Here is a 26,936-nt window from a genome sequence, read left to right as displayed (position 1 = left end):
CATGGTTGTAAAAAGTGTGATCAGTGAGGCGCGTGAAATTCACCTTGCTATTGATTTGATCAAATTGGGCGCGCGTTTGCAGTTTCTGGAGGCGGAAACCAGCTTGAGCCGGGATCGGCTCATCAAGTTGTACAAGGAAATCAAGGGTGCTTCACCGCCCAAGGGCCTGTTGCCGTTCTCGACCGACTGGTTCATGACCTGGCTGGCCAACATTCACTCGTCGATGTTCTACAACATCTACCGGTTTATGGTGACCCATGGTGGATGTACGCGGATTACTGCCGTTATTAAAAGTTATCGGCTGTATCTCGAGCAGGTAGCGCAGCAGGGCAGTGAGCCCGTGCTTGACTTCACGCGGGCCTGGACGCTGGTGCGGTTTTTTGACAGTGACATGTTGCAACTGAGTACCTGTACCCGTTGCACGGGCTTGTTCGTGGCGCATGCGCACGATCCCCAGGGCAACTATGTATGTGTGTTGTGCCGACCGCCATCGCGTGCCGGCAAGACGAGCAAGACCAAACGTGAGACGACCATCACGACGACTGACGTTGTCAAGCCGGATAGCCGGACGATGTCACCGTCGCAGTGGCTCGCGGATGTGATGAATGGGGCGCGTACCTGACGAGCCTGGGGCAGTCTGGCGTGAAGCCGTGTAAGGTTTTTTTCAGAGGGAGAGCGTAGTGCTTGTAATCGTTGGCTATGTGGTGGTGTTGGCATCCGTCTTTGGCGGATATGCGCTGATGGGAGGGCATTTCGGCGCGCTGTTTCAGCCCCTTGAATTGCTGATGATTGGTGGCGCTGCGGTGGGCGCATTTTTGGCGGGCAACGATGGCAAGACCATCAAGGCCACGGTGAAAATTCTTCCTCAATTGCTAAAAAGCTCCAAAAAACACGACAAAGCTTTGTACATGGAGCTGCTCGCCTTGCTGTATCTGCTTTTGGCAAAAGGGCGCAAGGACGGCATGCTGGCACTCGAATCAGACATCGACGATCCCCAGTCCAGTCCTTTGTTTGCGCCTTATCCGGAAATTCTGGCGGATACACGTGTCATGGAGTTTTTGACGGACTACCTGCGTCTGGTGATCAGCGGCAACACCGACCCGTTCGAAATAGAACAGTTGATGGACCATGAACTCGAAACCTACAAACATGAAGCGGAAGTGCCGGCGCACAGCCTGACCCGGGTCGGCGATGCGCTGCCGGCGCTCGGCATTGTGGCGGCCGTGCTTGGCGTGGTGCATGCGCTGGCGTCTGCAGACCTGCCGCCCGCCGTGATGGGCGAGTTGATTGCCCACGCGATGGTGGGGAACCTTTCTGGGTATTTTGCTGGCCTATGGTTTTGTTTCGCCGCTGGCCTCGCTGATTGAGCACAAGGTGGCGGAGTCCCTGAAGGTCTACCAATGCATCAAGGTCACACTGATGGCCAGCCTGAACGGGTATGCACCGCAGCTTGCAGTGGAATTTGGCCGAAAAATTCTGTACTCGACGGAGCGCCCGTCGTTTACGGAACTGGATGGCCATGTTCGCGATGTGAAGAGCCGCTAACCCGCGAACGACCGAACTGTTATGAGCGACGCACCCCACCGGATCATCATCAAACGGCCAGTCAAGGCTGCTGCCCACCATGGGGGCGGCTGGAAAATCGCTTACGCCGACTTCATGACGGCGATGATGGCTTTTTTCCTGGTCATGTGGCTGCTGGCCATCTCCACGCCCAAGCAACTGGCGGGTATTGCCGAACATTTCAAGATGCCTTTGCGGGTGGCCGTCAGCGGGGGGGAGAAAAGCAGCCTCAGCACCAGCATGATTCCCGGTGGTGGCGCCGACCCTATCCACAAGCAGGGTGAAGTCACCCAGTCAGACGCTGATAGTGATGCGGATGACCTCAAACGCCTGGATGGCTTGAAGCGGCAACTGGACGAAATGATTGAATCCAGCCCGATTCTCAAGCAATTTCGTCCACAGCTGCTGATAGACATCACGCCGGAAGGTTTGCGAATTCAGATCGTCGATAGCAGCAACCGGCCCATGTTTGACCGCTCCAGTGCCGTCGTGGTGTCCTATATGCGCTCCATTCTGCAGGAGATTGGTCCGGTTCTGAACCAGCAGCCGAACAAGATCACTTTGTCCGGTCACACCGATGCAACACAGTACGCGCAGGGCGACAAGTCGTACAGCAATTGGGAACTCTCGGCCGACCGGGCAAATGCATCACGACGCGAACTGATTGCCGGCGGCATGCAGGACAACAAGGTGTTGCGCGTGATGGGGGTCGCGTCGAGCATGCATCTGAACCAGGACGATCCTTTTGCGCCCGTGAATCGCCGCATCAGCATTGTGGTGCTCAATCACCGCGCGCAAGCGGAAATAGAGCGCGCCAATGCCGCCAATCCCGCAAGCGGAGTCAATGCCAGCAGCAAGCCGGCGACGCCTTTGCAAGGCGCCAAGGGGCAATCTGCGGAAAACCTGTCAGTCATTCAGCCGGGACGCAGAATCTGATGAAACAAAGAACTATCTTGGTGGTCGACGACTCGGCCGTGATGCGGCAACTGATCTCGGAGATTCTGGAGACAGGGGGCTACCAGGTCCTGTCCGCCAGGGATGGCGACAGCGCACTGGCGCAGGTTCTCAAGGAAAACGTGGATTTGGTCTTGACCGACTGGACCATGATTCCCATGGATGGCGGCGAACTGACCCGACAGTTGCGGCAGTTGCCTTCAGATACACCGATTCCCATCCTGGTATTGAGCACAGTCAACGCCGAAAGTACCAAAGCAGAGGCCAGAAAGGCCGGGGCCAACGGCTGGCTTTGCAAACCTATCGACCCCGAAACACTGCTGGCGGTCGTTGGCAGCCTGATGAGCCCGCCTGAATCTTGAGGGTTGACATCCCTCCACATCCGTTTCGCGACACCATATCAGCCGCAGGCGAACTGCATCACACCATGGAACAGCAGAGCAAACTGACAGCCATTGGGCGAAAGATGTAGCAGCAGGCGTATCCCAAAGAGAGAAGAGCACGAGATGGACATTACCCAGTTTTACCAGGCATTTTTTGAAGAAGCCGACGAATTGTTGGCCGAGATGGAGCAGCTGCTTCTAGGCCTTGATCCGCAGGCCCCGGACAGCGAGCACCTCAATGCGATTTTTCGTGTCGCGCATTCGATCAAAGGCGGTGCCGCCACCTTTGGTTTTGTCGCCCTGACGGACACCACCCATCTGGCCGAAAATTTGCTCGACCGGGCGCGCCATGGTGAGTTGAAATTGACAACCAAAATGATTGACGCTTTTCTGGAGACCAAAGACGTGTTGCAAAAACAATTAAGCGCTTATCGGGACGGCGGCGAGCCTGAGCCGGAAATGGTCGCGCGCATGTGCGCCATCCTGAGGCAATTGGCGCTGGAGAGCGGCGGAGCCGATCCGGCCGCGACCGTTGCGCCAGCTCCGGTCGCCGTGCCTGTGGTCGCCCCTGTTGCGGCGCCAGCCACCCACATGGCGGCGAGTGGCGCACTGAAGGTGCACTTTTCCAAGGTCTCTGAAAATGACCGCAAACTGCTTAGCGAAGAACTCGCGAATCTGGGCACCGTGGCGGCGGAAACCCAGACCGACAGCAGCCTGACCATCTGGCTGGAAACGGCTTGTGATGCTGATGATCTGATTGCGGTCTGTTGTTTCATTGTCGAAGCCGATCAGATTGAAATCAGCACACAACTCGCAGCTTCTTCTGAAGCCGAACCTGAACCCGAACTGGTGGCCGTGGAGGCCATCCCTCCAGTGATTCAGCCTGCGCCTTCTGTGGCAGTGATGGATGCCCCCGCCTTGGCGACCGCCAACGCGACGCCGGCGGCCGCAGCGGCCAACGGCAAGGAATCCAGCTCTATCCGTGTGGATGTTGAAAAGGTGGATCAGATCATCAACCTGGTTGGCGAGTTGGTGATCACCCAGTCGATGTTGACGCAAACAGCATCCACCCTGGACCCGGTGTTGCATGAGCGCCTGCTGAGTGGCATGGGCCACCTGGAGCGCAATGCGCGCGACTTGCAGGAGTCGGTGATGTCGATCCGGATGATGCCTATGGATTACGTTTTCAGCCGTTTCCCGCGCCTGATACGTGACCTGTCCGCCAAGCTGGGCAAGCAGATTCAGCTAATCACGGTCGGCAAAGAGACCGAACTCGACAAGGGTTTGATCGAGCGCATCATTGACCCGATCACCCATCTGGTACGTAACAGCCTTGACCACGGCATTGAAGGGCCGGAGCAGCGCGCCATGGCCGGCAAGGACCCGGTTGGCCGCTTGACGTTGTCAGCCCAGCACCAGGGCGGCAGTATCGTGATCGAGGTCAAGGACGATGGCGGTGGCTTGGTCCGGGAAAAAATCATTGCCAAGGCACTCCAGCAGGGCATGGCGATCAGCGAGACCATTTCCGATGAGGACGTCTGGCAACTGATTTTTGCGCCTGGTTTCTCCACGGCAGAAACCGTGACCGATGTCTCCGGCCGCGGCGTGGGCATGGACGTGGTTAAACGAAATATCCATGAGATGGGTGGCCATGTGGAGATCGCCTCCGCGCAAGGCAAGGGCACGACGATCCGTATCGTGCTGCCGCTGACGCTGGCCATCCTGAATGGCATGTCGGTCAAGGTCGGCAACGAGGTTTACATCCTGCCCTTGAACTACGTGATCGAATCCTTGCAGCCGCTGGCCAAGGATGTCCACTCGATCACCAGTGATGAACATGTCATGCACGTGCGGGGTGAATACCTGGCGCTGATCGAATTGCACAAGTTGTTCAACGTTGCGGATGCCGTTGCGAATCCCATGCAGGGTATCGCCGTGATTGTGCAGGCCGACGGGACCCGGTTTGCGCTGCTGGTGGATCAACTGGTCGGCCAGCATCAGGTGGTGGTCAAGAACCTGGAGACCAACTACCGGAAAGTGCCTGGCATTTCCGCCGCGACCATCCTAGGTGATGGCAATGTTGCATTGATCATTGATGTGGTTGCCGTGCAGCGTACCAATCGTGAGAAAGTCGGACAGCGAACCTGATGCGGTAAAGATGCTGCCGTGACCACTGAAAGTGGTCAATAGGAAAGCCTCGAGGCATCTGCGTCGGGGCTTTTTTACTTCATGAGCATCAGCGTGCTTTGGCCGTTTTTGCCGCCCAAGCTGACCGGGTGTGGCGGGCATTCGTGATGCGGTTCTGATCCCGGATTCCAGGCATCATGTCAAGTGAATCATGACCAGGGCAGGCGGTGGAGCGTCCGGCTCTGCTTGTGTTGCGACTCAGGCGCCGTAACGTTCAGGGAACAGGTTTTCTTCCGCTTCCGCATCGGTGCGGGCCAGACCAGGCTTGGGGGCATCGTGTGCCAGCTTGTCCGTGTGGACCAGCTTGCCGTCTTTGAGGGCCATGCTGTGCTGTGGGACGGTAGAGCTGCTGCCGTCGGCGCTCATGAACTTGGTGACATCCGCGGGCGCAGAAGCTTGCTGAAACGCCGCCAATTCTTTTTGCACGTCCGCGCGACTTTTTGCACTGGCGCTGCTGAACTGGGGCGTGCTGCAGCCACCATCGGCGCTCGTCGTGATGCAGCCAGTGCTGGCGAAAGCGGCGGGAAGGGCGGCAGCCGTGAGAGCCAGGGCAAAAAGGGTTTTACGGAACAACATGATCAAACTCCATTAACATTGTTTGCAAGTTGTCATCCCAACACTTGGGACAACTGCGATGCAAGCCTTGCATCACAGTTCTTAATGTAGAAATCAGCGCGCAACAGCAGACTGACCTGCAGATTACAAATTTGTTATGTAGGAGCGAGAGCATTTGTGAAAATTCTGCTGATCGAGGATGAACCCAAGGCCGCGGACTACCTCCGCCAAGGGTTGGCGGAAAGTGGCTATGTCATCGAGGTGGCGCATAACGGCACGGATGGGCTGCATGCCGCCGTGAACGGCGATCACCACCTGGTGATTCTGGATATCATGCTGCCGGGGATCGACGGATTCGCTGTGTTGTCGGCGCTGCGTACCGCCAAGCAGGTGCCTGTCCTGATGCTCACTGCCCGTGGGCAAACCGACGACAAGGTGCGGGGTTTTGGCCTGGGCGCCGACGACTATTTGGTGAAACCTTTTCAGTTCCCGGAGTTGTTGGCGCGAGTTCGGGCCCTGTTACGGCGCGGTCAGCCCATACCCGTGGATCCCATGCTGCGTGCAGCAGACCTGGAGATCGATCCTGTCCGTCACCGTGCGACCCGGGCCGGCCAGCGTATAGACCTGTCCGCCAAGGAGTTTGCCTTGCTGACGCTTCTGGCCCAGAAAATGGGCGAAGTGCTTTCCAGAACCCAGATCGCATCACTGGTGTGGGACATTCATTTCGATTCAGACACCAATGTGATTGAAGTGGCGATACGCCGGCTGCGCGCCAAGATCGATGATCCTTTCGAGGAGAAGCTGATTCACACGGTGCGTGGCGTGGGTTATGTGCTGGAAAGCCGGCTGACCCCGTGAAGCGCCAGCATTTTCTCTCCGCCTGGTTTCAGGACTCGCTGGCAGTGCGCATCGCATTTGCCAGCGCTTTGTTTGGACTCATTGTTGCCAGTGGGGCGATTGCCGTCGGCTTCCGGGCGCTGTCGCAACAGCTAGAGACACGTGCCCAGATCGAGCTCCAGAGCAAACGCGACTTGCTCATGCATGCGTTGTCAGAACTTCCGTCTCCGCAGACGATCGCTCAAAACCATCATCGTTTTGGCGATGTGCTGATAGGTCATGACGATTTGCATTTGGCGCTGATCGATCCCGCCAGCGGTGAATCCCTGGCAAGTTTTTCTAACGTGGCGCAGCAATCTGTAGCCGCGCTTGCCGCTGCGCCTGACAATTTGATTTCCACCCCCGAATGGGTGGCGCCTGGCGGCGAACGACTGATGGCGGTTCGTGGCACAACGTCCACGGCAAGCGGGCAGCCGGTGCGGTTCTACTTGTCACTAGACCGCCACCGGGACTTCCGCCTGTTGTCAGGCTTTGTCAAGGCAACCTTGGTGGGTTTGCCCGTGTTGCTGCTTGTTGTGGCGCTAGGTGCCTGGCTGATTGCCCGCACGGCGCTGTCACCGCTGCGGCACTTCAACCGGCTGGCCGCCTCGATTGACACCCAGTCGCTGAGTCACCGAGTGTCTTCGGCGGAGCTTCCTGCAGAATTGGCCGAACTTGCCCGGGAATTTAACGGCATGCTGGCGCGTATCGATGAAGGCTATCGGCGACTGCAGGTGTTTTCGGGGGATTTGGCGCATGAAATGCGCACCCCTGTCGCCACCTTGTTGGGGCGCACGCAGGTTGCGCTGTCGCAGGCGCGTCGTGTGACCGATTTACAGGAAGTGCTGGAAGGGAATGTGGACGAGCTTGAGCGCCTGGCGCGCTTGATTTCCGACATGCTTTTTATCGCCCAAGCCGATCACAACGAAAACCCGCTTCAGATGGAACCGCTGGAACTGGCCCTGGAAACACAAAGGGTGGTCGACTATTTGTCATTGATCGCCGAGGAGCGGGGCCTGCGCCTGGATGTTTCGGGCGCGGCGACTGTCAGCGCCGACCACTTGCTGGTGCAGCGAGCCATTACCAACCTGGTGGCCAATGCCATTCGCCACGCTTATGCGAATTCAACGATCAGCGTAGTGATATCCGCGGAGGAGAGCAGAGCCACCTTGGCGGTGAACAACCAGGGCGAGGGGATAGCCGCGACTCATCTGGCGCGCATCTTTGACCGCTTTTACCGCATTGATACGGGACGCGCTCGTCTGGATGGCGGCACCGGACTGGGTTTGGCGATTGTGCGCTCCATCATGAGCGCTCATGGCGGTCAGGCTACGGCGCGCAGCCAGCCCGGTGGCGAGACAACGTTCAGCTTGATATTTCCAAGCGTTGGTGTTTCTTTGTCAAAACCGCGCTGAGCCGGCTACTTTTACATTGGCGTCAGCAATCAGGCGCTTGAGATACACGCTAACAGGCATGGGCTTGAATGCATTGACGGTCGCACGGCCGATGTTGCCCGCGGGAAGCTTTCCTGCAAGGTGTCCCAGCGGGACCAGTGCCAGGCGAAACAGTTGACCTGTCGCCTCCGCGTAATCCCGCGTCTGGAGTGAAAACTGCAACATTGCACTGTGATTGCGCCAGTGCAGTCTGAGATCGTGTTGTCCCACGACATGCGCCGCCATCAACCAGGCCCATCGCCTCTCATTGCGCTGACCGACGCCGTGCATGAAGCTCTGCATCAAGATCGCGTAGACCTGTTGCCGCTCGACCTTCTCAGTGGGGATGGGCGTGCTCATGCGTATGTGCTATTTTGTTCTGGCCGACGTCGCCGGCTCCTTTGGCTACGCGCAACAGCCGCAGTCCATTTCCCACCACCAGCAAGCTGGCCCCCATGTCAGCAAAGACCGCCATCCACATCGTGGCCGTACCGAAGACGGCCATGAGCAGGAAGATACTTTTGATGCCCAGCGCCAGGCTGATGTTCTGCCAAAGAATGGTGTGTGTGCGCCTGGACAAGCGCACGGTTTCCGCGACCCGTTCCAGGTTGTCATTCATGATCACGACGTCGGCGGCCTCCATGGCCGTGTCGGTACCGGCGCCGCCCATGGCAAACCCGATGTCGGCTTGCGCCAGCGCTGGAGCGTCGTTGATGCCGTCGCCTGTCATTCCGGTCGCGCCATAACGTTGCTGCATTTCCTTGATAGCTTCAAGCTTGGCCTCGGGCAGGAGATCCCCGCGGGCATCATCAATGCCGGCCTGATGAGCGACAGCCTGGGCGGTTGCACTGTTGTCGCCGGTGAGCATCACCGATGCAACGCCCAAGGCTTTCAAATCGGAGATGGCTTGTCTTGAGCTGTCCTTGATGGTGTCTGCTACCGCGAACCAGGCCAAAACCCGCTGTTCGTCGGCCAGCAGCGTGATGGTCCGCCCCTGCTGCTCATGTTTGGCCAGCTCGGCTTCCAGCGCCGTGCCGCACAAGCCGCTCTCATGGATCAACCGGTGATTGCCCAGCACCAGGCGCTTGGCGTTGACCACGCCCTCGGTGCCCCGTCCCGGTAGCGCCTTGAAATCTTCGATATTTATGGTGTCAACGTTTAACCCCGCAGCAATGGCTCTGGACACCGGATGGTCAGAGCGGGAGGCCATACTTGTGGCCAGTTGCCTGGCCGATGCCTCATCCGCGTCATCCCAGACATGCCATTCCACCAGTTTGGGTCTGCCCTCGGTGATGGTGCCGGTTTTGTCCAGGGCCACGGCTTTCAGCAGGCGCGCGTCTTCAAGATAGGTACCGCCTTTGATCAGAATGCCTCGTCTAGCCGCGGCAGACAAACCACTGACCACGGTGACCGGTGTAGAGATCACCAAGGCACACGGGCAGGCGATCACCAACAAGACCAGGGCCTTGTACACCGCCTCCTGCCAAGTCAAGCTCAGCAACAACGGCGTCAGAACAGCCACCGTTACCGCAATTGCAAAAACAGCCGGCGTATAAATCGCGGCAAAGCGGTCCACAAACCGCTGCGTAGGCGCCCGGGTTCCCTGGGCCTGCTCGACCGCATGGATGATGCGCGCCAGCGTGGTGTTGCCCGAAGCAGCGGTGACGCGGATGTCCAGCTCCCCCGTTTCATTGATGGTGCCCGCAAAGACCAGATCGCCAGGGCCTTTGTCGACCGGAATACTCTCGCCTGTGATGGGCGCCTGGTTGATGGCACCATTGCCTTTGGTGACCATGCCGTCCATGGGGATGCGCTCTCCCGGCCGAATTCGTACCGTGGCGTCGAGGGGGACGGACGCAACGGGCGTCAAGGTCCACGTGCCATCGGGGTCAAGCATGAGAGCCTGTTCCGGGGCCATGGCCAGCAGGCCTTTGATGGCGTTGCGGGCGCGGTCAACGGCCCTGGCCTCTATCAGTTCGGCAATGGCATACAGTGCCATCACCATGGCTGCCTCAGGCCATTGCCCGATGAGGAAGGCGCCCGTGACAGCCACGGACATCAAGGCGTTGATGTTCAGCTTGCCGCGGAAGAGGGCGGTGATGCCTTTTTTGTAAGTGTCGAGGCCGGCCAGCCAGATGGCTACGCCGGCCACGGCCATACCGGCCAGTTTCCAGGCCAACATTTCAGGCGCGAGAAAAGAGATCACTTCAGCGCCCACGGCAAATACCAGTGCCGCAACAAGGCGCCTGACGCCGCCGCTGAAGCCGTGGTCATGTTCCTGCGCTGAGGTGGTGGCCTCCGGCAGAATGGGCCGTGGATCAAAACCAGCTTTGCGGATTGCTTCGAGAGCCGGTCGGTAGGCCTCGTCGGATGCCTCTATGCGGAGTATGCGTGCGCCAAGCTGAAAGCCTAGCGAGCGGATGTTGGGAATCGGCTCCAGTGCACGCCGAATCTCGGATTCTTCAGCGCTGCAGTCCATGGTGGCGATACGAAAAAGCCGGCTCGCGCCGTCGGGCATGGCATTGTCGCGATTAGTTATCGGGGCTGGGTCGCCGCACGCCATGGAACCGCAGGCATGGGCCTCTTGGGAAAGGAGGGGTTCTGTTTTCATCGCTCAATTGGAAACCTTTTAGTGACTTTAAAGTCAAGTTACCGTTTTTCTTGAATTTTTTGGGCTTAGGATGAAAGGTTCACAGTCATGTGCGTTAAGTTTGTGTGGAACTGCCCTCGACGTGCGCCGCTGTTTCCGCGATTTTGTTGTCCAGATTCCTCGCCAGGTGACAAGCTTCTCGGCGTAGGGGGGCGAGCTTGCTTGAGCTGAGCTGCGTTGGGTACCTAGGCTCACTCTCATCTGATCGCAGGTACTTCTCCACTGCGTTGCGAGCCAGGCCTGTACGCCTTGCCAACTCGCGGACCTAGTTTTCCCCCTGCTTTCAAAAATAGCAGGGTGGGGTTACGTGGCGCAGGTTGGGATGGACATTACTGTCCTAACTGGGTGGGGCATTCAACAGCCTGTGCGTCAGTGGGGTCTAAAGCCCAATCCTGGACGGAGCAGGCCCGCTAGGGTGCAAACCGGTGATTTGTTCATGGCTAACTCCTATGAAAAAATTCATAGGCCCGAACTATTGAACAGACCGAGGGAGGTCAACAACGGTTCTCTCCCTCTGGGCGGGCACCAAAATTTGTATTTCTGTAATTCCCGTCCCTATCGCAACCCCAGAATGTAGCGCTCCACCTGTTCAATGGGCAGAGGCCGCGAAAACAGGTAGCCCTGGAACTGGTCACAGCCCTGTTGGGCCAGGAAATCGCGCTGCGCCTCTGTTTCCACGCCTTCGGCCACGACTTCCAGGCTTAGGCTCTGGGCCAGCGCGATGATGGCGCGCGAAATGGCGGCATCGTTCGGATCGGTGAGCAGGTCGGCCACGAAGCTCTTGTCGATCTTGAGCTGGTCCAGGGGTAGGCGTTTGAGCACTGACAGCGACGAATAACCCATGCCAAAGTCGTCGAGCGACAGCGTGACCCCCAGCGCCTTGAGCGTACCCATCTTCGCAATGGTGACCTCCATGCGGTCGGCCAGCAGGCTCTCGGTGAGTTCGATCTTGAGCCGGTGCGGCCGGATGCCGCTGCGCTGAATCGTGGCCATCACCATGTCCACGAAATCTCTGTGCCGGAACTGGCGCGCACTTACGTTCACCGCAATGTTCAAGTCCGCCGTTTCCGGCCGTCCGGCCCAGGCAACGAGCTGTTCGCACGCTGTCTCCAGAACCCACTGGCCCAGAGGCAGGATCAGGCCCGACTCTTCGGCCACCGGAATGAAGTCTGCTGGCCCGATCACCCCCCGCACGGGATGCTGCCAGCGCAGCAGGGCCTCGACGCCGGTGACGCAGCCTTGGCGGTCCACCTGCGGCTGGTAGTACACCAGAAATTGTTTCTCCCGCAGACCGACCCGAAGGTCCGAACTGATGACCGCTTTGGCACTGACGGTGGCTTGCATCCCAGGGTCAAAGAAGCAGACCGTGTTGCGTCCCAGGGTCTTGGCCTGGTACATCGCCAGATCGGCCTGCTTGAGCAGTTCGCTCACACTGCTCTGCTGACCATTGAGTGAGGTCACGCCGATACTGCAGGTCATGTAGTGCTGGTGTCCGTCCAGATCGAAGGGCTCGCGCAGGTAGCTCAGTATTTTTTCTGCCACGTTCCGCGCCTTGGCGGCGTCCGGGTCGTCACCCAGGTCTTCCAGCATGACGACGAACTCGTCACCCCCCAGCCGCGCCACGGTATCGGTCTTGCGAACACAGTCAGACAGACGCGCGGCGACTTTTTGCAGCAGCAGGTCGCCCCTGTGGTGGCCCAAAGTGTCGTTGAGGATTTTGAAGTGGTCCAGGTCAATGAACATCAGCGCACCTTGGCGCTGAAACCGGGCGCTCAGGGTCAACACATGTTGCAGCCGGTCCAGCAGCAGTTGCCGGTTGGGCAACTCGGTCAATGGATCGCGGAAGGCCAGATGGTGAATCTTGTCCTCTGCCGCCTTGCGTAGAGTGACGTTGCGTCCCACGGCCACCCAGTGCGTCAACTCCCCTGATGGCGCGAGCACGGACACGATCTCCAGCTCTACCCAGAACCAGGTGCCATCCTTCTTGCAGATCATCAGCTCGCTGCGGACCGGTTCGTTCTGTCGCCGCGCGGCCGCCAGGCTGCGCAATTCCCTCGTCTGAGGGGTGGGCCCGAGCAGCAGGCTCGGCGTCTGGCCGAGTACTTCGTCGCGTCCATAGCCGGTGTGGTGCTCGAACGCATCGTTGACAAACACGATGCGCGCCTCGCGTCCGCTGGCGGGCAAGGCTTCGGCGATCACCACGATGTCGTTGAGCCGCGAGATGCTGGTTTCCAGCAACATCAGCTGCTCCTGAGACTTGCGCCTCTTGGTCACGTCGTTGAAGTAGACTGCCAGCCCTTCGGCGAACGGGTAGGCACGCACTTCGAGCCACTTTCCGAGGGTGGGGTAGAAATCCTCATGTTCCACACGGCGATTTCTTGCGAGTGATTTTTCTAGCTTCTGCTTCAGGCGCTGTCCCACGCCGTCGTCAAAGTTCTGCCAGACCTCCTTGCCCAGCAGCTCGCGGGTCGTACCCTGCAGAAGCCGTTCGCTTTCCTGATTGAGGTAGGTAAAGCAGCACTGGCGATCCAGCGTCACGAAAGCTTCCGTGATGCTGGCCAGCGTCGTGGTCAGGCGCATCGCCAGGCGAAGGGTTTCATCCTGGGCTTTCTTCTGGGCAGAGATGTCCTGGAGAGCCCCCTGTATGCGGATGATCTGACCGCTCTCGCCGTTCTGGTCATACACGGCCTCGCCAACCGTTCGCACCCACTTGCGGGCCTTGGGCGCCGTCTGAATTTGCATTTCTTCGTCGAAGGGGGTGCCGGTTAGCCTGCAGTTCTGAATCAGCGTGTTAATGCTTGCGGACCATTCCGGTGTGTACTTGGCCGTCATGTCCTTCAGCGTGATCGGTGTGCCCGCAGTCACGCCAAGGATGGCAGCGAACTCGTCCGAGTGCGTCAGCTGATTGCCCGGCAAATCGATTGACCAGCTGCCGATGTGCGCTGTGCGCTCAGCCACCCGGGTGTCGCACACGCGCTCGGCCAAACGGGCCGGTGTGCCCTGCTCCGGTTGAGCAGATGCAGCCGGCGTCGGCGTCGAAGCGCGCTCGGTGATGGAATCTTGGTGCACAAGCGACAAAGGGTCCGCTCTGGGGGCGGGCTGGGCTGGTGCGTGGGGGTTTTTCATGTTTCAAGTCGCATATGAATCGATGTGAAAGTAGAAATCGCGCAGCTCACAGTTTATGAAGCTTTGTGGAGCGGTCGGCCCAAATTGCCAAAAATGCGCGCCAGCATCGTTACCAGATCAAGAAACATCAAGCATTTTGCAAAGCTTGGGGAAAGTGCTTCTTTAGTATGTGAAATAGTAACCAGATTTAGATAAATGTGTACTTACAATTTACTTTTGGAGTATCTTTCTAAAGAAAATGCGAGTGCCTGGCTCTGATCCGCGAACTGTGATTCGTGAAATCAGGTATGGAAACATAGGAGATAGCAATCATGAGCGCGCTTGATGAACTCAGTCAATGCCCAGATGTTGCCACCTTGAAACCCGCTCTGCGAAGACTGTGCGAAAGGTTCGGGAAAATTGCAAGCCTGGACGTCCTCACCGCCATACATGAGGGCAGGAAGCAGGCGATCTGCTTCTTGCGCTTGGGTTCACCCGAGAAGGAAGAGGTGCTCATGAAAACCTTGGGCGTAGGCCGTTTCGGGGGAGATATCGTGTTTGTGGTGAATCTCCACGCGCCCGTGACAAGCGAGGAGGCTGGCCCGTCCTCCCAATGGGCTGATTTCTAGGGATTTCAGTAGACCGATCACACCAGCGATGCTGTCTCATCCTGTTGGAATTTAATCGGTTGTGGGTGCCGATGGCGTCTGAAGAAGGTCGCGAGCGCTGTTGATCCACATGAACGGCTTGGGTGGATGACGTCGCAAAAGAGATACCCATCGATGGCTGTGATCATCTTCGACACGCTGATAGACAGGGGCGATTTCTTTTCGGAATATCCGCGGAAAAAAATGGAGCTTATCAACATGAAATCCAGGTTATTTTCCCTTGTGCTGATCGGCCTATTTTTGGCAACACCTCTGCGGGCAGATATCCTCAGCGCGATTGCCAAAGTCAAACCATCCGTGGTCATTGTGGGCACCTTCAAGAACACAGACAGTCCGCGTTTTGGTCTGAGGGGCACGGGGTTTGTCGTGGCGAATGGAAGTCAGGGCCAAGGTAATCTGGTCATTACCAACGCCCACGTTCTTCAGCAACCTGCTGAAGAGAGCCAAGGCGCTGTTTTGGTGATTCAGATCAGGGTTGGTCAAAATGAATTGCAGATGCGGCCGGTCGTTGTACTCGAAGTGGACAAGCTTCATGATCTGGCTTTGCTGCGTTTTGAAGGACCTCCGGTACCCGCGCTCAACGTGCGTGATTCCGGCATGGTTCAAGAGGGGCAAGCCATCGCATTCATGGGTTTTCCCATCGGAGGGGCGCTTGGTTTCTCGCCCGTGACGCATCGCGGCATGATTTCATCCATCGTTACGGCTGCTTTACCCACGCCTACAGCTCAGCAACTCAATGAAAAAACAATACTTAGTCTGCGGGGGGGGGGAGTTTCAGTATCTTTCAACTCGATGGAACGGCTTATCCCGGAAACAGTGGTGGTCCGCTGTTTGATCCGGACACGGGCGACGTTCTGGGCATTGTCAACATGGTGTTAATTAAAGGATCCAGAGAGTCGGCTTTGACAAACCCGTCGGGCATCACTTACGCCATTCCATCTGCATTTGTTCTGCAATTATTGCAACGGAGCAAGACCAACTGACCTTGGCCTGAATGATAGGCCGCTCAATTCAACGCAAGCCCGAAACTGACTCATCTCAGGTCTGGCCCTGTCGACCATAGGCGTCGTCAAACCGGATAATATCGTCTTCACCCAGATAGGCGCCGGATTGAACCTCAATCATCTCCAGCGGGACGCGGCCGGGGTTTTCAAGGCGGTGAGTCGTCCCCAGGGGAATGAAGGTGGACTCATTCTCGGACAACAAAAACGTGTCCTCACCCCGCGTTACTTTGGCCGTCCCGCGCACCACGATCCAGTGCTCGGCGCGGTGGTGGTGCATTTGCAGGGACAGCGTGCCACCGGGTTTGACCACAATGCGTTTGACCTGAAAGCGCTCACCTGCGTCCACGCTATCGTATGAACCCCAAGGGCGAAACACCTTGCGATGGACGATGCCTTCGGAGCGGCCCTGGCGTTTCAAGTGGTCGACAATCGATTTGACGTTCTGAGTCTTGTCCTTGTGCGCCACCAAAATGGCATCTGCGGTTTCGACCACAATCAAGTCATTCACGCCCACGCAGGCCACCAGCCGGCCGTCCGAAAGCGCCAGCGTGTTGTGGCAGCCCTGCAGTAGCACGTCACCCTGCGACACGTTGCCGTCAACGTCTTTCGCAAGCACCTTCCACAACGCATCCCAGGCACCGACGTCCGACCAGCCGGCGTTAAGTGGAATGACCAGGCCTGGCGGGAGTGCCGGTGCATCCAGGTCGCGCGTCGCTGTCACTGCGGCCAGGCGCTCCATGACGGCGTAATCGATCGAGTCACTGGGGCAGGCGGCAAAAGCCTGTTTGCCAACCCGCACAAACTCGCCATCGGCTGAGCTTTGATCCCAGGCGGCCTGGCAGGCCAACAAAATATCAGGCCGACAGGCGCTGATGGCCGACAGCCAGACCGAGGCGCGCATCATGAACAGGCCACTGTTCCACAGATAACTGCCTTCAATCAGATAGGCCTGCGCCGCCAATAGATCTGGTTTTTCGACAAATCGGGCAATCAAGCTGGCGCTCGACGCGTCCGTTTGGCCTGTCGGTCCGTTGTAGGTCGCGCCCGATTGGATATAGCCATAGCCGGTTTCCGGTGCATCAGGCGTGATGCCAAACGTGACCACGGCCCCGTCGGCTGCCAGCAAAGCGCCTTGGCTGACAACACCCTGGAAGGCTGCCGTGTCTGTGATGACGTGATCCGCCGGCATCACCAGCAACACCGGATCTGCTCCTGTTGTTGTAGCAGCTAGTGCAGACAGGGTGAGGGCTGGAGCCGTATTTCGTCCAAAAGGCTCGAGAATGATGGTGCCGGGCCTGTCCAACAGGCGCAGTTGCTCGGCGATGACAAAGCGGTACTCCTCGTTGCTGACCACCATAGGCGGTGCCAGTTCGGCGCCGGCGATGCCATCGACTCGCCGAACCGTGGCTTGCAGCAGGGAGTCATCACCCATCAGGGAGAGCAACTGCTTGGGGTATTTTTCGCGTGACAGTGGCCACAAGCGGGTGCCGGAGCCACCCGATAGAACCACGGGTTGAATCAGGATCAAGGGGGGTACCGCACCTTCATGCCTGGGCTTGAGAAAATTACTCGTTAAAGGACGTACCCGCGCCCCTTGTCCGGCGGCCGGAATCAGGTCCTGGGCATGGGAGACATCATTTGCATTCGTCACTTTGATCCCTTCCTCAGTGGTGTCCGGTCAACGCAGCCTGTTCGCTGCAAAGCCAATCAGCGTGCGGGTTAGCGTGCCGGATTGATTTCTCGCTTATTTGAATTTCAATGCCTTATTCAATGCCTGATGGGTGTACTCGGCCAAGGTTGTTAAGAGTCAGGTTTGAGCGTACCCGTTGGGATTGGCGCTTTGCCAGCGCCAGGTGTCCGCGCACATGGATTCAAGCCCGCGCTGCGCGCGCCAGCCCAGCAACGCCAAAGCCTGGGCCGGATCCGCGTAGCACGAGGCGATATCGCCGGCGCGACGCGGCGCAAATTGGTAGGGCACGGGCTTGCCGCTGGCCTGCTCGAAAGCGCGCACCATGTCCAGCACGCTGTAGCCCACGCCGGTTCCCAGGTTGACGGTCAGGCACTCCGGGTGCGTCTTTAATCGCTTCAGTGCCATGAGATGGCCATGCGCCAAGTCCATCACATGAATGTAGTCGCGCACGCCGGTGCCATCGGGCGTGGTGTAGTCCTTGCCCCACACATTGAGGAACTCGCGCCGCCCCACGGCAACCTGGGCAACGAAGGGCAGCAGGTTGTTGGGCGTGCCCCACGGGTCTTCGCCTATCAAGCCGCTTTCATGCGCGCCCACCGGATTGAAGTAACGCAGGATGCCAATGCGCCAGCTTGGGTCGCTGCGGTACAGGTCGCGCAGCATGTTTTCAATGAACAGCTTGCTCTGGCCATAGGGGGTGGTGGCTGAAAGGGGATGGTCTTCGCGCAAGGGCAGGTGTTGCGGGTCGCCATACACGGTGGCCGACGAGCTGAACACCAGGGTTCTGACGCCACATTGCGTCATGGCTTCAAGCAGCCTGACCGAACCCACCACGTTATTGTCGTAATACGCCAGCGGGTTTTGCACCGACTCGCTCACCGCTTTGAGGCCGGCGAAGTGAATAACGGCCGTCGCGCCACTCTGCTGCAAGGCGGCTACGAGCGCTACTGAATCGCGGATATCGCCTTGGGTCAGGCTGATTTTCCTGCCCGCAATACGTTCTACCCGAGCCAGTGCTTCAGGCTGGCTGTTACTGAAGTTGTCAAATACCGTGACATCTTGTCCTGCGCCTAGCAATTCCAAGCAAGTGTGGGAACCGATATAGCCGGCACCGCCAGTAACAAGAATCATGGTCATTGGATGTGCCTTTGAAATAAAAGCAAGTTCAATTTAACCCTAACGCCAGAACCAAGAGCCTCCACCATACCAAGACTCGACGTAGCCTAACGCGCAGAACTGGGTTGCAGCACCGGTTATTCCTGCTTTGTCATATCGTCCAGCGTTGCCAAGCAGACGATAGCCCAGATCGAACTTATCGCCAAGTCCCACGAGGACATGACCGGCAAGGCCGACATCATGCAGACCGAACGCACGGGCCAACCGACTGCCTGCATAGATGCGCGCAAGGCAGGCCCTGACCAGGCCAACACCTGGCGCTATTGATGCGAGTTGATCCCTTCGTCCACCGCCAGTTTGACAGGACCCGGTCCAGGCTCAGTGCCGTATCGAGAGCAGGGCTAAGCTCAATCTGGCAAAAAATGACTGGCACTATCCAAGTCTTCACGGATTGCTCCCGACTGTAGTGCGCCGACCAGTTTTCGCCAGGGTAAGTCAGATTCAATCAGCTTGAAGCCGTAAACCCCGTGAGAGTCCTTGCGTTTGCCATGTATGACAATGGCCGTCGTGATGGATTTTTCCTTGCGCCCCAATTGAACGCGAGTCTCACCGCGGACGTTGAGAGGTAAGCGTTCTTTGGTGTGAGCCAGAAAACCCTCATCGGAAAGCTCCACCACCAGCAGCTCATAAACTTCTGTCTTTTCAGCGCTTGTGACAGAGAAACTGCCGGGGCATTTGAGTGAATATCGCGGATGCATGCGCTGACGTACCGGGAAGTTTGACGCGCTAAAAACCGTCGGCAGTACCTGCTGGTACTCAGGAAGGTTATAGATGGAATGCAGCAGGCCTTTCTCTCTTTCTCTTAGATTTTGAAAAGTCTGGGTGCGTTGATTAAAAAAATAGTCGAGCAGATCGGGCGTCATCACTGGATCATTGGTGATGAAGTAGCGCCGACCTGGCATCACAATGTTGGGCAGCCTCGTTCGCACAAAATACAAATAAAGATTCTTGTGGCTTGGTTTCTTGTTGTAAATCTGTTTGAGAGCTTCAGGCGCTACGTGCAGGTCCAGAGAGGCGCCTATCGCTGGCGCACCATTTGCGAAATCGTAGTCTTCAACTGAATTTTCCGTCAGTCTTTCAAAGAGTAAAAGAGACTCATACATTTCAATCCGGTTGGGATTGACCGCAATCACCAGATGGCGGGTATCGAAGAAATGAGTGCAGTATTCATACATGAATTTCATCAATGGAAACAGGATGCTTCCTCCTGTGTTCCTGAATTTCGGATGCACTGCAAGCGCCGATACTTCAGCGATTCTGCCCTGGTTCGCGCGGATTTCTGTGAGATCAAAAATCGACTGCAGGGGGAAACCGAAAACACTTTCGCGAATCAGCGAAATGGTGCCAACAACCTCACCGTCGAACTTGGCACACAGCGTAGTCGTGGTGGGTAACGCATGATAAATGTTAATGCGCATACCTGAAGGATCGGGCCGCATGAAGCCGCTGCCAACATAAGCATCATGCAGGAGCCGGAAACACGCTTCCAACTCCTCTTTCGTCTGCGCTATCTTGAGAACCAGGCGTTGATCAGGGCTGGGATCGCAATCAACAAAAGACCGATACACAGCGAATCGCAAGGGTCGCGGAAAGACGGAGAACGCTTTTCGAAGCGCATGGTGAAAGAATCTTTTTGCTGCTGGTGCCTTTGAATTTTTCATGGAGATAAAAACCGGGTCGCATTGTCCAAGTCTTTATGTGTCGTACCCGACTGCAGGGTTGGGACAAATTTTTCTAATGGCGAAAATTAGATTTTTTAATCGTATAGGCATAAAAACCATTGAGGTGCTTAGCTTTGTGACGAAGTGTCGCCACGACTTTCCGGTTATGTGGCTATGCAAGTGGTCACCTTGGCTTGACCCGCATTCAGGACGTCGGACATGACACCCTCCCTCCGATTGACTTTCGCGTCGCGCATTGCTCTTGCCGTCCAACACGGCCAGGTGTGATCGATTTGTGCGTGGCGTCACCTACACCTGGGGCAAGCTCTCGATCATGGCGGTATCCGGATACAACGGCGTTGAGTTGAACTGTCCAGCGTGGCACGACGTTCTCGAATCAGATCGTCTATCTCGGTCAAACCTTGCAACTACAGGAACTGGCACCCCGGCTCGCCGGGGTCGATCTGTGCCAGCACCCGCATTGGTTCAATTTTTTATGACTTTGTGGCTGCAGCGGAGTACGAGGGCAGCGCCGTCATCGAATCCGGATAATTGCCGGATCGCAAGCTGCTGCATGTGTTGGGGACCTTTGGAAACCTATGGCTTTGGGTACGAGCGAGTTTTGGGGGGTGTCAGTGGCTATTTCCTGTAGATCGACTTCTGTACTGGAGAGCTTGTCGAAATTTTCAACACTGAGGTTTCAAATCCCAATTGCAACGACCCCTTGTAATGAATCGAAGTTGAGGGTTGCCGAACGATGGTGAGACGATAAGAAAAAACAGGCAAAAGTGTATTGAAATCGCGCGCACTACAGAGCTGGCCACTCAAAATAGAACCACGCCCGGGAGGGCGTGGTCTTTGTCGATTTCCATCGGTTTGTGCTGTCCGAGTTATTTGGATTTGCGCGAACGTACGCTGATGCCCAAACCGGCCAGAGCGATCGCGAACAGAGCCAACCCTCCGGGTTCGGGAACAGTGGTGAAGCCGCGGAGATTTGCGGTCCCCTGGTAACACCAAGCGCCTACTGCTGCAGTGCCATTTTGGCACCCATTGGCAGCGCCGCTGCTTACGTCAAACGAATTTAGCACGGCATTGTTGAAGGAGGATGTGATCGCCATGTCGGCTTTTCCGCCGATCGCATCCAAAATACCATTCGAGTTGAGGTAGGCAATGACTGCCGCAATACCGGGGCCAGCGGTGTTGACGTCCATCAATCCAAACCCGTCGCCGCTCAGGGTCGCTCCAGTAAGAGTGCCGCCGCCGTTCAACACGGCGTTCGGAGCCGCTACCCCGCCCAAGTTGTTATGGCCGGTGAGGGTCAGCCACGGCGTAAGTCCCGTAATCGCTGCGAGATTGGCGGCCGAGTTTTGAAGAAGCAAGTTAAGCGCCGATGCATTCGCTGAGTAGTAAACCGAGAAAGTCGCGGAGCTAAATTCAACGTAACTGGTGCTGAAATTCTGGGAGCCGGAGTAGTTCGCAACATAGAAAAGGCCGCATGTGCCGTTGCCGGCGCAATAGCTGGTGTCACCGTTGACTGACGTGATAACACCGTAAGCCGTGGCACTCTGGCCATTGCCGTTGACGAAAGTTTGTGCCAATGTCGACGTGTCCAGGTGCGTATTGGTCGGAGGGCCACCAAGAACGCCGAAATCGATCCCGCCAACGACTGTTGCCGATGCCGGTACCGCAAGGGCGAGACCGGATGCTGCAACTAAAGCAACCAGAATTTTCTTCATGATCAACCTCCAGATGGATTGTGACGAGGGACTTATTTCCCACGCTTGTGTTCAATGCAAGGTGCGTGCCACAACGCTCCTGATCATTTAAGGCATTGAAAACAAAAGAGAAAATTAATCACTGGCTACTTTGAGGCGTTTGGGCGTCGTGCAATGTAAAAAATCTCGACAGTTGCGACGTCCGGGTGGGGTGCTATTTCGGTCCACCTCGTGATGCATAAGTCATACCATCGGTGGCTCACTACCAAAGGATCGGGTTGATGGGCTGAACAGAAGAAGAGTTTGAAACGCTGGACTTGGGCGATGCCCATCTGGGCCGACTGGTCAAGTGAGCTGGGCAAAAACCTGAAGCCAGCATGCCTGGTGTCTGCGAAAGCTGGAGCGAGGTCAGGCGTTGTGACTTGTGCTTCATGAGATGAACTTAGTAGTACCTGCCCGGCGCCATCAGGTTGTGCGGGTCCAGGTTTTTGCGCAGGCGTGCCTGGAATGTCCGGGAGTCTGTTTGTAGATCGACCAATTTCTGCATGCTGTTGATTCCCAGCCGGTAGGGAAACCATCCCTGGGTTCGCCCGGTCTCAAACAAGTGTTGGTAGCAGGCGGCCGCAGCGGCGACAGCTTCTGGTTTGTCGCGGTCAAACAGCAAGGGAACGGTGCTGTCAAATAGGCGCTCGTTCAGAGATGTAAACGTTATGAGTGGTTCGATGCCATGTTCGGGAGTGATTTGTTTCACCATGTTGACATAGGCCCGAACGCCGGAAGGCCGCATGGGCACCAGAGGGGCGTACCAGGTCAGGCCGCAGCCATCACGTGCCGGATTTTTAACCGGGCCCTGCTGCGGGTTTGGATTACGCCAATAGGCCAGCGGCAATGCGGTCTCGTTGGGTCTTCCGGCCACCAGCTCCAGTGATTGTGCCAATGTGCCTGCCACGCGCGTCAGCCGTTGGCCGACGGCTCCCGGGATCCACTTGGCCAGACCTGCCAGTGTGTGAGCGCGGGCCGGGGTCAAAAACAGGGTCCGACTGGCAACACCAGACAGCGCTTTTTCCATTTCTTTTTGCGCCGCGGCTACAACCCGGTGAGTCCCATAAAGGGTGGCAAAGCCGGTCCATGGCATGATTTGATATTGACGTCCCATCGCATCAATGACGGCTTGCGGAATCATGTTGTCGGGCCCGAGTTTGTCGATCGGGTAGGGCGTTGACATGCTCAGCACTCGATGCTGGTTCATCAGGTTGATGGCACCCAGGGTGCCAGGCAGCTTGATGAGCAGGGAACGGATGCGTTCCACAGCGGGTTCGAGCAAGGCATCATCTTTCAGGCTAAACAAACAGGCTTTGATGCACTCGGGCCGACGTGCCAGGATGATGGACATGTGAGTGACCACACCAAACCCCCCTTGCGTGAAAAGTCCGGTGGTGTACGGGCCAATACCCCATTTGAACAAGCGTGCCAGTTCTTCACCACCCGCCTCCCGCAGGGTGGTGCGATACAAACTGCCATCTGGCAGAACAGCCTCCAGGTCAGTCACCGCGCCAAAGTGGTCCACATGAGGTGTCACGCCATAGCCGCGCTCCAATGCATTGCCAACCAAGCTGCAAGTTGGACCCGCGCCGGTGACCGGCACCATGTAGGGATGCTGACCTGCCTCCAGGAAGTCGGCCAGCATGCCTTGCGTCACTCCGGGCTCCAGAGTAACCACACCCAGCTCTGCATCGAAATCAATGATTTTTTTGAGGGGTGACAAATCAAGGACGACGCAGCCGTCACGCGCGGGCAGGGCGCTGCCATAGCCCCAGTTCTGCCCGGTGCTGATGGGGTAAACGGGTACTTGATGTCTGCTGGCAATCCGCATGACGTCCTGCAGGCAGGCGCTGTCCTCTATTCGTAAGGCGGCCGGAATGCTTCTGTACGCGCCACTTGTGTCGCCGCCATAAGCGGCCGTCGCTGCTTCACCGAACAACACGCTTGGCTCACCGAGAAGGGCTTGCCACTGCTTGACCGCCAGCGATAGGTCCATGACAAACTCCTTGAGTTGCTCCAAGCTTACGCTTGCTGGCAGTGAGGAATTTTATTCTTGAATGAATACTTGATGTCAGGTATGGATCTGGAAATGATCTGTCGGATTACTTTACATGTTGAATGCGATATCGTCTTAAGTTCTCAGGCTGGCGCGCATTAAGATTGGTCGAATTAACTGGTTCGGGCATCAATCTATGAAAATATTATTGACGGGGGCCGCGGGCTTCATTGGCATGACGGTCGTCTTGCGCTTGCTGGCACGCGGGGATGAGGTGGTCGGCCTTGACAATCTCAACGACTATTACGACGTTACGCTGAAGGAAAATCGCCTCAAGCGACTGATGCCACACGCGGATTTTCGCTTTGTCAAAATGGACGTGTCAGATCGTCAGGGCATGGCGGAACTCTTTGCCGTCGAAAAATTTGATCGGGTCATCCACCTTGCCGCACAAGCAGGTGTGCGTTACTCGCTGCAAAATCCACATGCTTACATCGATAGCAACATCGTGGGTTTTATGAACATCCTGGAAGGTTGCCGCCACGCAGAAGTACAGCACTTGGTGTACGCGTCAAGTTCCAGCGTTTATGGCGGCAATACCCAGATGCCGTTTTCTGAACACGACAGCGTGGATCATCCTGTCAGTCTCTACGCCGCTACCAAGAAAGCCAACGAATTGATGGCACACACATACAGCCATTTGTATGATCTTCCCACCACTGGCCTTCGTTTCTTTACCGTGTACGGCCCATGGGGTCGGCCTGACATGGCCCTGTTTCTATTCACCAAAGCCATCCTGGAAGGGCGGCCAATCGATGTGTTTAATCACGGCAATATGCGGCGGGACTTCACATACGTGGATGACATCGCTGAGGGCGTCATCCGGGTGCTCGATCGCATCGCCACATGTAGCCCCGATTTTGACGCTTTGCGGGCTGATCCCGCCACCAGCAACGCGCCATATCGTGTGTTCAACATTGGAAACAACAATCCGGTGCCGCTGCTTGACTTCATTACCTGTATTGAGGATGCCTTGGGCAAGAAGGCTAAAAAACACCTGCTGCCTTTGCAAGATGGGGATGTGCCAGCTACTTATGCCAATACCGACGCCCTGAACGAATGGGTTGGTTTTGTTCCTGGTACGCGCATTGAGCAGGGGATTGGCCGCTTTGTGGTGTGGTATCGGGACTATTACAAAATTTGAGGTCCACTGTCGTGCGTCTGGTAGTGCGCGACCAGACCACGTGCGCCGGCTTCGCACAGATCCAGCACGCGCTCAAAACCCTTGATGTCGCCGTAATACGGGTCGGGAACATCGCAAACATCCGCCTCTAGCGCAAACTCGAGAAACAGGCGCAGTTTGTGCATGTGATCCGCAGGGCATATGCACTGCAGGTCGTTCAGGTTCGCTCGGTCCATCGCCAGTATCAGGTCATAGCGGCTGAAGTCGCGTTCGATGACCTGGCGTGATCGACTCTTGCCAATCGTATATCCACGCCCAGACAGAACCATGATGGCCCGCGGGTCCGGTGGCTCTTTCCCGTGGCTGGCATGCGTTCCGGCTGAATCTATTTGAATGTCGCGCGCAAGGCCTGCTTGCCTTATCAACTGCAATGTCACCATCTGCGCCATCGGCGAGCGGCATACGTTACCCATACAGATCATCAGAATTTTCATCATTAACGGTCGTAAACAAGGCTTGCCATAATATACAGACTCCCCTAATTACAAAAAAGAAGCGGCTGCAGTGCACACGGGTTCGGCGTAGGTAGCTCCAAAAACGATAGCAATCGCAAAGATCAAGGAGAGGTTGGCAAAGCCTTATTGGCGGCGTAAATTGATGCCTTCCCAGAGCTTGTTTGTTTCGGCGTCTTTGGCCCTTTGGGCCTTCATCTCAACGGTCAAAAGGACCGGATCTTCACCCTCGGGTGAGATCGTGGCGCGTTGCGTGACCAAGGGCGACGAAGTGGTGCGGGGCCGCTGCTACCTGGACTTTTGCGCCGTCTACAAGCGCACCACCTTCAACTTCAGCAGTTGTTGGTGCCACTCGTTGATTTGCGTGGGGTGCAGACCCTACTTCTGCGCGGCCTCCGCCTGTGCCTTCTCGCAACGGAGGAGTCTAGTGCCGCGAGGGGCAGTAGACGTCTGTGAAGGGTTCCGGTGGGGGCGTCTGTGCATCTTACGCTGGACACCAGTCTCAAAGGTCGTTTTAAGACCAATGGAGGGGAGACTGCGCATATCGCGGTGTTCATAATTTCAACACCACCTTTCATTTCCCGTGTGAGGACAATCGGATCAGCGGAAGTGAAGGGGATGGTAGGGCCGCCGTTTCATCAAAGGGATGGGTCGAGGCGCCGACCGACTTAAGTATGCGTTGCACATAGGCCCGCGTTTCCAGATACGGCGGAACCCCCCGGTAACGATCTACCTTGCCTTCCCCTGCGTTGTAGGCCGCCGCTACCAGTGCGACATCGCCCTCAAAATAGGCTAGCAACCAACGTAGATAGGTAAGGCCACCCCGAATATTTTGAGCTGGATCATAGGGATTTTTTACGTTGAAACGTACGCTGGTTTGGGGTAGCAGTTGCATCAAGCCCTGGGCGTTTTTCGGCGATAACGCCAGGCTGTTGAAGTTGGATTCTGCGGCAATGATTGCCAGTGCCAGTTGCGGCTCCACACTATATTGAGGCGACATTTTCATCACCAGATCAAAAATTTTCCGCGGAGCAATTGCTCGGTAGTCCACGCTGGGTAGATTAGACACAGTGGGCGCTAATGCAGAAAAATCGCGCATGCAGTCGGGCGATTCGCCGGTGGGAGATCCCACCACCTTGAGCATGCGCTGGGCGGCGTCGAGCCCCTGCTCGGCGGCCGCATGAAAAAAGAAAGCGGCGATCTGGTCGCTGCGTTCCACCCCGCGCCCATTGGCGTACATCCATCCCAAGTTGTATTGCGCCTCAGAGTCGCCCTGGCGAGCACCCTCGCAGTACAGGGTCGCGGCCAGTATAGGGTTACGCGGCACACCCTCACCATGCTCGTAGGCCAGGGCTTCCAGGAGCAGCTTTGAACCTGGGACACTGGCGACGGCATTTTCCAGCGTTGAGTCATGCCCTTGTGCCGTCACGGCAGCACAGTATGTCGCAATCAACACCGGTAGAAGGGGCGAAAGGCGTACACGCATGCTCGAAAGTATCCTCGTTTTATTTCAGCCTGTCACCAGCCGTGGGCGTGAGGCGACTTCGTCTATAAAGCTGCGATTCATACGCACCGTTCTACAT

The 26,936-nt window shown here is 56.9% G+C and carries 20 protein-coding genes and 2 pseudogenes; 11 read left to right on the top strand and 11 right to left on the bottom strand.

Going from position 1 to position 26,936, the window contains the following annotated elements:
* The first annotated feature begins 1 nt into the window (after position 1).
* The 5 genes and pseudogenes from flhC to cheA all read left to right on the top strand — a co-directional run bounded on the left by flhC (position 2) and on the right by cheA (position 5,048).
* A complete protein-coding gene (flhC, locus tag ACHMXK_RS12305; protein WP_397440711.1) occupies positions 2-622 on the top strand; it encodes a flagellar transcriptional regulator FlhC in 621 nt (206 codons plus the stop codon).
* Between the two features lie 58 nt (positions 623-680).
* Positions 681-1,545, top strand: a pseudogene (gene motA / locus ACHMXK_RS12300) (flagellar motor stator protein MotA).
* A 21-nt stretch (positions 1,546-1,566) separates the two neighbouring features.
* The gene (gene motB / locus ACHMXK_RS12295) at positions 1,567-2,499 is read left to right on the top strand and encodes a flagellar motor protein MotB (RefSeq protein WP_397440709.1); all 933 of its coding nucleotides are present in this window, start codon (positions 1,567-1,569) and stop codon (positions 2,497-2,499) included.
* Entirely contained in the window at positions 2,499-2,879 is a 381-nt protein-coding gene (locus tag ACHMXK_RS12290; protein ID WP_397440708.1) for a response regulator, read from the top strand. Before motB ends, ACHMXK_RS12290 begins: the two co-directional genes overlap by 1 nt.
* A gap of 144 nt (positions 2,880-3,023) precedes the next feature.
* Positions 3,024-5,048 (top strand): chemotaxis protein CheA, encoded by a 2,025-nt coding sequence (gene cheA, locus ACHMXK_RS12285; RefSeq protein WP_397440706.1) that lies wholly within the window; start codon positions 3,024-3,026, stop codon positions 5,046-5,048.
* A 237-nt stretch (positions 5,049-5,285) separates the two neighbouring features.
* On the opposite strand, the gene ACHMXK_RS12280 is transcribed toward cheA, so the two are convergent.
* A complete protein-coding gene (locus ACHMXK_RS12280) occupies positions 5,286-5,663 on the bottom strand; it encodes a DUF4148 domain-containing protein (protein ID WP_397440704.1) in 378 nt (125 codons plus the stop codon).
* A gap of 156 nt (positions 5,664-5,819) precedes the next feature.
* Here ACHMXK_RS12280 and ACHMXK_RS12275 point away from each other — a divergent pair, with 156 nt between their 5' ends.
* On the top strand, positions 5,820-6,500 hold the full coding sequence (locus ACHMXK_RS12275; protein WP_397440702.1) for a heavy metal response regulator transcription factor: 681 nt from the start codon (positions 5,820-5,822) through the stop codon (positions 6,498-6,500).
* Positions 6,497-7,933, top strand: a complete 1,437-nt coding sequence (locus ACHMXK_RS12270; RefSeq protein WP_397440701.1) for a heavy metal sensor histidine kinase — start codon at positions 6,497-6,499, stop codon at positions 7,931-7,933. Before ACHMXK_RS12275 ends, ACHMXK_RS12270 begins: the two co-directional genes overlap by 4 nt.
* Here the strand turns inward: ACHMXK_RS12270 and ACHMXK_RS12265 are convergent.
* The 3 genes from ACHMXK_RS12265 to ACHMXK_RS12255 form a co-directional block, all read right to left on the bottom strand.
* A complete protein-coding gene (locus tag ACHMXK_RS12265) occupies positions 7,919-8,311 on the bottom strand; it encodes a DUF3703 domain-containing protein (RefSeq protein WP_397440699.1) in 393 nt (130 codons plus the stop codon). The two genes, ACHMXK_RS12270 and ACHMXK_RS12265, sit on opposite strands and share 15 nt — an antisense overlap.
* A complete protein-coding gene (locus tag ACHMXK_RS12260; protein ID WP_397440697.1) occupies positions 8,289-10,469 on the bottom strand; it encodes a heavy metal translocating P-type ATPase in 2,181 nt (726 codons plus the stop codon). The genes ACHMXK_RS12265 and ACHMXK_RS12260 overlap by 23 nt, the downstream gene beginning before the upstream one ends.
* Before the next feature lie 687 nt (positions 10,470-11,156).
* A complete protein-coding gene (locus ACHMXK_RS12255; protein ID WP_397440695.1) occupies positions 11,157-13,727 on the bottom strand; it encodes an EAL domain-containing protein in 2,571 nt (856 codons plus the stop codon).
* Positions 13,728-14,038: 311 nt separating this feature from the next.
* On the opposite strand from ACHMXK_RS12255, the gene ACHMXK_RS12250 reads away from it, so the two are divergent.
* From ACHMXK_RS12250 to ACHMXK_RS12240, 3 genes and pseudogenes are all read left to right on the top strand, one after another.
* A complete protein-coding gene (locus ACHMXK_RS12250) occupies positions 14,039-14,335 on the top strand; it encodes an RNA-binding protein (RefSeq protein WP_397440693.1) in 297 nt (98 codons plus the stop codon).
* Positions 14,336-14,461: 126 nt separating this feature from the next.
* Positions 14,462-15,058: pseudogene (locus ACHMXK_RS12245) on the top strand (serine protease); the annotation flags it as partial.
* A 95-nt stretch (positions 15,059-15,153) separates the two neighbouring features.
* Complete coding sequence (locus ACHMXK_RS12240) at positions 15,154-15,357, top strand: hypothetical protein (RefSeq protein ID WP_397442510.1); 204 nt, start codon at positions 15,154-15,156, stop codon at positions 15,355-15,357.
* Positions 15,358-15,412: 55 nt separating this feature from the next.
* Here ACHMXK_RS12240 and ACHMXK_RS12235 read toward each other — a convergent pair whose 3' ends face one another.
* From ACHMXK_RS12235 to ACHMXK_RS12215, 5 genes are all read right to left on the bottom strand, one after another.
* On the bottom strand, positions 15,413-16,903 hold the full coding sequence (locus ACHMXK_RS12235; protein ID WP_397442509.1) for a mannose-1-phosphate guanylyltransferase/mannose-6-phosphate isomerase: 1,491 nt from the start codon (positions 16,901-16,903) through the stop codon (positions 15,413-15,415).
* A gap of 282 nt (positions 16,904-17,185) precedes the next feature.
* Entirely contained in the window at positions 17,186-18,205 is a 1,020-nt protein-coding gene (gene galE, locus ACHMXK_RS12230) for a UDP-glucose 4-epimerase GalE (protein ID WP_397440691.1), read from the bottom strand.
* Positions 18,206-18,591: 386 nt separating this feature from the next.
* Complete coding sequence (locus tag ACHMXK_RS12225; RefSeq protein ID WP_397440689.1) at positions 18,592-19,905, bottom strand: GNAT family N-acetyltransferase; 1,314 nt, start codon at positions 19,903-19,905, stop codon at positions 18,592-18,594.
* An 890-nt stretch (positions 19,906-20,795) separates the two neighbouring features.
* Positions 20,796-21,641, bottom strand: coding sequence for a PEP-CTERM sorting domain-containing protein (locus tag ACHMXK_RS12220; RefSeq protein ID WP_397440688.1), 846 nt, complete (start codon positions 21,639-21,641; stop codon positions 20,796-20,798).
* Between the two features lie 421 nt (positions 21,642-22,062).
* Positions 22,063-23,658, bottom strand: coding sequence for an FAD-binding oxidoreductase (locus tag ACHMXK_RS12215; RefSeq protein ID WP_397440687.1), 1,596 nt, complete (start codon positions 23,656-23,658; stop codon positions 22,063-22,065).
* A 196-nt stretch (positions 23,659-23,854) separates the two neighbouring features.
* Between ACHMXK_RS12215 and ACHMXK_RS12210 the strand changes: the two genes are divergently transcribed.
* On the top strand, positions 23,855-24,862 hold the full coding sequence (locus ACHMXK_RS12210; protein WP_397440686.1) for an NAD-dependent epimerase: 1,008 nt from the start codon (positions 23,855-23,857) through the stop codon (positions 24,860-24,862).
* Here the strand turns inward: ACHMXK_RS12210 and ACHMXK_RS12205 are convergent.
* Together ACHMXK_RS12205 and ACHMXK_RS12200 are read right to left on the bottom strand one after the other, a co-directional pair.
* Positions 24,850-25,335 (bottom strand): low molecular weight protein-tyrosine-phosphatase, encoded by a 486-nt coding sequence (locus tag ACHMXK_RS12205; protein ID WP_397440684.1) that lies wholly within the window; start codon positions 25,333-25,335, stop codon positions 24,850-24,852. The genes ACHMXK_RS12210 and ACHMXK_RS12205 overlap by 13 nt on opposite strands.
* Before the next feature lie 592 nt (positions 25,336-25,927).
* Positions 25,928-26,839, bottom strand: a complete 912-nt coding sequence (locus tag ACHMXK_RS12200) for a transglycosylase SLT domain-containing protein (RefSeq protein WP_397440682.1) — start codon at positions 26,837-26,839, stop codon at positions 25,928-25,930.
* Positions 26,840-26,936 lie beyond the last annotated feature (97 nt).

This window comes from Polaromonas sp. UC242_47 (assembly GCF_044452385.1).
Lineage (GTDB): Bacteria > Pseudomonadota > Gammaproteobacteria > Burkholderiales > Burkholderiaceae_C > Polaromonas.
This window is presented reverse-complemented; position numbering and strand designations above follow the sequence as displayed.